General features: G+C 68.4%; 4 protein-coding genes and 1 pseudogene. 2 read left to right on the top strand and 3 right to left on the bottom strand.

The features are described from left to right. Window positions 1-780 (bottom strand): proton-conducting transporter membrane subunit (locus tag ACK42S_RS07410; RefSeq protein WP_409705044.1); only part of this gene is annotated, 780 nt, incomplete at its 3' end. Window positions 781-1,035: 255 nt separating this feature from the next. Here ACK42S_RS07410 and ACK42S_RS07405 point away from each other — a divergent pair. Beyond that, window positions 1,036-2,562, top strand: a complete 1,527-nt coding sequence (locus ACK42S_RS07405; protein ID WP_409705042.1) for a fumarate hydratase — start codon at window positions 1,036-1,038, stop codon at window positions 2,560-2,562. Window positions 2,563-2,698: 136 nt separating this feature from the next. After that, complete coding sequence (locus ACK42S_RS07400) at window positions 2,699-4,198, top strand: potassium/proton antiporter (protein WP_409705040.1); 1,500 nt, start codon at window positions 2,699-2,701, stop codon at window positions 4,196-4,198. Window positions 4,199-4,205: 7 nt separating this feature from the next. Here the strand turns inward: ACK42S_RS07400 and ACK42S_RS07395 are convergent, their stop codons facing one another. Together ACK42S_RS07395 and ACK42S_RS07390 are read right to left on the bottom strand one after the other, a co-directional pair. Further along, a complete protein-coding gene (locus ACK42S_RS07395) occupies window positions 4,206-5,507 on the bottom strand; it encodes a mechanosensitive ion channel family protein (RefSeq protein ID WP_409705038.1) in 1,302 nt (433 codons plus the stop codon). A 61-nt stretch (window positions 5,508-5,568) separates the two neighbouring features. After that, window positions 5,569-6,096, bottom strand: a pseudogene (locus ACK42S_RS07390) (histone deacetylase family protein); the annotation flags it as partial.

The raw sequence follows: 6,096 nt of genomic DNA, 5'->3' as shown, positions 1-6,096 counted from the left end.
CAGCCCTGCCTTCACCATCGTGGCCGAGTGCAGGTAGGCCGATACCGGCGTGGGCGCGGCCATGGCGTTGGGCAGCCAGAAGTGGAAGGGAAACTGCGCGCTCTTGGTGAAGCAACCCAGCAAAATGAGGACGAGCGCCACCGGGAACATCGGGTGGGCCTGGATCTCGGCACCGCGGCCAAGCATCTGCGAAAGCTCATAGGTGCCGGCGATCTGGCCCAGCACCACGAAGCCAGCTAGCAGCGCCAGGCCCCCGCCGCCGGTCACCGCCAGGGCCATGCGGGCGCCGGCGCGCGACTCCTCCTTGTGGCCCCAGTAACCGATGAGCAGGAACGACGAGAGGCTGGTGAGCTCCCAGAACACCAGCAGCAGCAGCAGGTTGTCCGACAGCACGATGCCCAGCATGGCCGCCATGAAGAGCATGAGCGTGCTGAAGAACTTGCCGGCCGGATCGTCGTGGTGCAGGTAGTAGGCGGCGTACAGCACGATGAGGATGCCGATGCCGCTGATCAGTGCGGCGAACATCCAGGCCAGGCCATCCAGCCGCAGACCGATGTTCAGGCCGATGGCGCTCACCCAGGGCCAGTGGGCGAGCAGGGTCTGGCCCGCAAAGACCGGGGCGGCCAGACCAAGCAGCACCCCCAGCGCGCAAACGGCCACCAGGCCGGCCGCCCAGGCCGTGGCGCGCCGGCGCGCGGGCGTCTCGACGCGGCCCAGCCAGAAGCACAGGACGGTGCCTAGCACCAGGGGGAGCAAGACGACCGTGGCAAGCAGGTTCATCGTGTCAGGCAGGTAGGTGTGGCAGGACGCACCCGCCGTCGCAGCCGACGGCGGCACGCAAAAAACGGCTGATTTTAGAAACATGTGCCGCCGGACCTGCCTGTGGCAATCACTCAGGCGCTCCGCGCCGTCTTGTCATGTCCTTGCAAGCTCGATCGGTTTCGATCCCCGCGCTCACCGGGTGGCCCGTTAAAATTCAGCGCTTGCCCGGGGCCCTGCCCCTCCGTCCTTCGCCCCACCACTCCAGCCAGCCCCATGACCACCACGATCCAGCACGACGACCTCGTCGAAAGCGTGGCTGCCGCCCTGCAGTACATCAGCTACTACCACCCGGCCGACTACATCGCGCACCTGGCACGCGCCTACGAGCGCGAGCAGTCGCCGGCGGCGAAAGATGCGATCGCCCAGATCCTGACCAACTCGCGCATGAGCGCCGAGGGCCGCCGCCCGATCTGCCAGGACACCGGCATCGTCAACGTCTTCCTGAAGATCGGGATGGACGTGCGCTTTGCCAACTTCCCAGGCTCCATCGCCGACGCGATCAACGAAGGCGTGCGCCGCGGCTACCTGAACCCGGACAACAAGCTGCGCGCCTCGGTGCTCGACGATCCGCACTTCGAGCGCAAGAACACCAGGGACAACACGCCGGCCGTCATCCACATGGAGCTGGTGCCCGGCCACACCGTGGACGTGACGGTGGCGGCCAAGGGCGGCGGCTCCGAGAACAAGACCAAGTTCGTGATGATGAACCCCAGCGACTCGCTGGTGGACTGGGTGCTCAAGACCGTGCCCACCATGGGGGCCGGCTGGTGCCCGCCGGGCATGCTGGGCATCGGCATCGGCGGCACGGCCGAGAAGGCCATGCTGCTGGCCAAAGAAGCGCTGATGGAGGACATCGACATGTACGAACTCCAGCAGCGCGGGCCGCGCAACAAGCTCGAGGAGCTGCGCCTGGAGCTGTACGAGAAGGTCAACGCCCTGGGCATCGGGGCGCAGGGCCTGGGGGGCCTGACCACGGTGCTCGACATCAAGATCAAGACCTACCCCACGCACGCCGCCTCCAAGCCGGTGGCGATGATCCCCAATTGCGCCGCCACGCGACACGCGCACTTCGTGCTCGATGGCTCGGGCCCGGCCTACCTGGAGCCGCCGAGCCTGGACCTGTGGCCCGACGTGCACTGGGCCCCTGACTACAACAAGAGCCGTCGCGTGGACCTGAACACGCTCACGCGCGAGGAGGTGGCCAGCTGGAAGCCTGGCGAGACTCTGCTGCTGTCCGGCCGGATGCTCACGGGCCGCGATGCCGCCCACAAGCGTATCCAGGACATGCTCGCGCGCGGCGACAAACTGCCGGTGGACTTCACCAACCGGGTGATCTACTACGTCGGCCCGGTCGATCCAGTGCGCGACGAGGTGGTGGGCCCCGCCGGCCCGACCACGGCCACGCGCATGGACAAGTTCACCGAGATGATGCTGGCCCAGACGGGACTGATCGCGATGATCGGCAAGGCCGAACGCGGGCCGGTGGCCATCGAGGCGATCAAGAAGCACAAGAGCGCCTATCTGATGGCCGTGGGCGGGGCGGCCTATCTGGTCAGCAAGGCCATCAAGGGCGCCAGGGTCGTCGGCTTCGAGGACCTGGGCATGGAAGCCATCTACGAGTTCGACGTGCTCGACATGCCGGTGACGGTGGCCGTGGACGCGGGCGGCACCAGCGCTCACATCACCGGCCCGCGCGAGTGGCAGGCCCGCATCGGCAAGATCCCCGTGGCGGCCGCCTGAACCTGCGCCCGCCCCGTGCGGCCGGGACGATCGACGTCCCGCCGCCAGCGTTGCGGGGCTGAACCGGCGCGGGCCGGCGCCGCCTTTGGGAGGCGCAGGGCTGCTGTTACGCTTGAGGGTCACCACCTGCCCGCGCATGGATTTCAATTTCATCAATGTCCCTCTGCTCATTGCCTCCGCCTTGCTGCTCAGCAGCGTGCTGGCGGGCATGCTGTCGGCCCGGGCCGGCTTCTCGTTCCTGCTGATCTTCCTGATCGCCGGCGGCCTGGCCGGTGAAGACGGCCCCGGAGGGCTGAAGTTCTCGGACTTCACGCTCAGTTTCTGGGTGGGCAACGTGGCGCTCGCGGTGATCCTGCTCGACGGCGGTTTGCGCACCTCGCTGTCGACCTTCCGCACCGGGCTGAAGCCCTCACTGCTGCTGGCCACCGTGGGGGTGCTGATCACGGCCGTGCTGACCGGCCTGGGTGCGATGCTGCTGCTCGGACTGCCCTGGCAGCACGGGCTGCTGCTGGGCGCCATCGTCGGCTCCACCGACGCGGCCGCCGTGTTCGCCCTGCTCAAAACCTCGGGGGTGCAGCTCAACGAGCGCGTGGCCGCCACGCTGGAGATCGAGTCTGGCATGAACGACCCGATGGCCGTCTTCCTGACGCTGGCCTTCATCGCCCTGATCACGGCGATGCCCGACGCCGGGGGGTCGGGCCTGGCGATGATGCTGTGGTCCTTCGTGCAGCAGTTCGGCCTGGGCACGCTGATCGGCGTGGGCGCCGGGTTTCTGATGAGCGAGGTCGTGCATCGCCTGCCCCGCCAGCATGCCGGCGGGGGCATCATGGGGCTGCTGCTGGCGGCCTCGGGCCTGCTGGTGTTCTCACTCACCGGCATGGGCGGAGGCTCGGGCTTCCTGGCGATCTACCTGTACGGCATGGTCCTGGGCAACCGGGGTGGTCGCCGGGTGCGTGCAGCCTTCTCAGCGATGGACGGCTATGCCTGGCTGTCGCAGGCCATCATGTTCCTGCTGCTGGGGCTGCTGGTCACCCCCTCGGGTCTGCTCGACAGTGCGCTGCCGGCCCTGGGCGTGTCAGCGATCCTGATGCTCATCGCCCGTCCCGTGGCGGTGTGGCTGTGTCTGGCGCCGTTCCGCTTTGCCGCCCGGGAGGTGTGGTTCATCTCCTGGGTGGGGTTGCGCGGGGCCGTCCCCATCGTGCTGGCCATCTTCCCGTTGATGGCCGGTGTGGGCCACGCGATGCTGCTGTTCCAGGTGGCCTTCGTGGTCGTGCTGGTGTCGCTGGTGCTGCAAGGCACGACGATCGGCTGGGCCGGCCGGCGCTTCGGGGTGGCCCTGCCCGACCGGGACGACGAGGAACTCACCCGCGCCGTCTTCGGCGACTTTGTGCTCGACGGCCATCAGCCCACCGGGCTGCTGTGCGAGTTCTACGGGCTGCCGGCGGTGCCCGACGCGCAACTGCCCCTGTCGGAGTGGGTGGCGCGGCAATTGGGCCGCCCCGCCGTGGTGGGCGACCGCGTGCCGCTGGGCGGGGCGATGTTGAGCGTGCGCGAGATGGACGGCCCGCGCATCCGCCGGCTCGGGCTGTCGATTCCGCTGCATCCGGCCGAGGACGACCCCAGCCACGAGCGGTGACGACGCGTCAGCCGGTGGGGCCGGCCACCCCGTCGCCGTGCGCCGGGGCGCGCAGATGTACCACGCGCTGAGGGTAGGGGATCTCCACGCCCCGTTCCTCGAACAAGGCCAGGATCGCGAGGTTGACGCCCGAGCGCACATTGGCCTGGCCGTTCTCCGGATCGGCGATCCAGAAGAAGACCGTCAGCTCCAGCCCGTCGCTGGCAAAGGCGGTCAGATGCGCCGCCGGTCCGGGATCGGCGAGCACCCTGGGCACGGTTCTGACACGCTCGACGATGTGCTCGCGCAGGGTCTGCACATCGGTGCCATAGGCCACCTGCACGACGGTGGACAACAGCATGTTGCGGTCGGCCAGCGAGAGGTTTTCGACCCGCGTGGTGATCAGCGTCTCGTTGGGCACGATAGACTCACGGCCATTGGGGGCGCGGATCACCGTGTAGCGCGTGGTGATGTCGGTCACATGGCCTTCGAAATTGTCCACGCGCACGAAGTCGCCGATGCGCAAGGACCGTTCGGCCAGGATCACGAAGCCGCTGACGTAGTTGGCCGCCAGCTTCTGCAGGCCAAAGCCGATGCCCACACCGAGCGCACCGCCGAGCACCGACAGCGCCGTCAGGTCGATGCCAACCGAGGACAGCGCCACCAGCAGCCCGACGAACAGCAGCAGCGCGCGCACCGCATTGGAGGCCGCCTTGCGCAGCGACAGGCGCTCGCCCACCGCCCCCTTGAGCAGCCGGGCTTCGAGAGCGGCGGAGATCCACAACGCCACCATCATCACGAAGCCGGCCGACAAGGTGCCTTCGAGGATCTGGCGCAGCGACAGCGTGGAGCCGCCAAGCTTCCACTGGATGCCCTCGAGCTCGTCCAGCAGGACCGGCAAGGCCCCGGTGATCCACAGCACGACCGCGATCCAGGCCAGCCAGGAGATCGTGCGCTCGGCCGCGCGCATCAGGGCCGAGCCCGGAAAGGCCGCCGACAACACCCGCACGCTCATGCGGATGATCACCAGCGACAGCAGCACCGGCACGGCCACGCGGAACACCGCGATCGGCACCAGGCCCTGGACCGCCAGACGCGCACCGTACACCAGGGCCAGGGCCACGACGGGGAACAGCACGCCATCGACGATGCGCCGGCCGAACCAGATCGAGGCCTCGGGGATGCGGGGGCCGCGCACCAGCCGCACCAGGATCCAGGCCAGCCCCAGGCAGGCCACGATCACGCCGGCTTCAATCAGCGACGAAGGCTGGACGATCGCCACCAGCAGGTCTTGCAAGTCTTTCGGGGCAGCAGCAGGGGAAGACGCCATCGCAGGGTGCCAGTAGTGGATGCGGCGCGAAGCATAGCGCCCCGCGCCACCGTGCCACCGATCACACCCCGGCCAGCACGCGCAGATGGGCCGCGACGCTGCGCGCCAGCGCACCGAGGTGGTAGCCGCCTTCCAGGCTGGACACCACCCGCCCTTTGGCGTGGCGCTCGGCGACGTCCATCACTCGCCGGGTGATCCATTCATAGTCGGCCTCGACCAGGCCGAGCTGGCCCAGGTCGTCGTCGCGGTGGGCATCGAAGCCGGCGGAGATGAAGATCATCTGCGGCCGGAAGCGCTCCAGGCGCGGCATCCAGATCATCTCGATCAGCTCGCGCACGTCCATGCCCTTGGTGTAGGCCGGCACCGGCAGGTTGCACATGTTGCCGGCCGCGGGCTGGTCCCCGCTGTAGGGGTACAGCGGATGCTGGAAGAAGCTCACCATCAGCGCGCGGTCGTCGCCGGCCAGGATGTCCTCGGTGCCGTTGCCGTGGTGCACGTCGAAGTCGACGATCGCCACGCGCTGCAGGCCGCGCACGTCCAGTGCGTGGCGTGCGGCCACCGCGACGTTGTTGAAAAAGCAAAAGCCCAT

Source organism: Caldimonas sp. (genome assembly GCF_046289365.1).
GTDB lineage: Bacteria > Pseudomonadota > Gammaproteobacteria > Burkholderiales > Burkholderiaceae_C > Caldimonas.
The sequence above is the reverse complement of the archived record's forward strand: the minus strand, read 5'-3'. Positions and strand labels throughout refer to the sequence as shown.

Bases quoted from the DNA above. Each gene is read 5' to 3' on its own strand.
- ACK42S_RS07395 (WP_409705038.1), bottom strand. From the start codon at position 5,507: ATGGCGTCTTCCCCTGCTGCTGCCCCGAAAGACTTGCAAGACCTGCTG.
- ACK42S_RS07400 (WP_409705040.1), top strand. From the start codon at position 2,699: ATGGATTTCAATTTCATCAATGTCCCTCTGCTCATTGCCTCCGCCTTG.
- ACK42S_RS07405 (WP_409705042.1), top strand. From the start codon at position 1,036: ATGACCACCACGATCCAGCACGACGACCTCGTCGAAAGCGTGGCTGCC.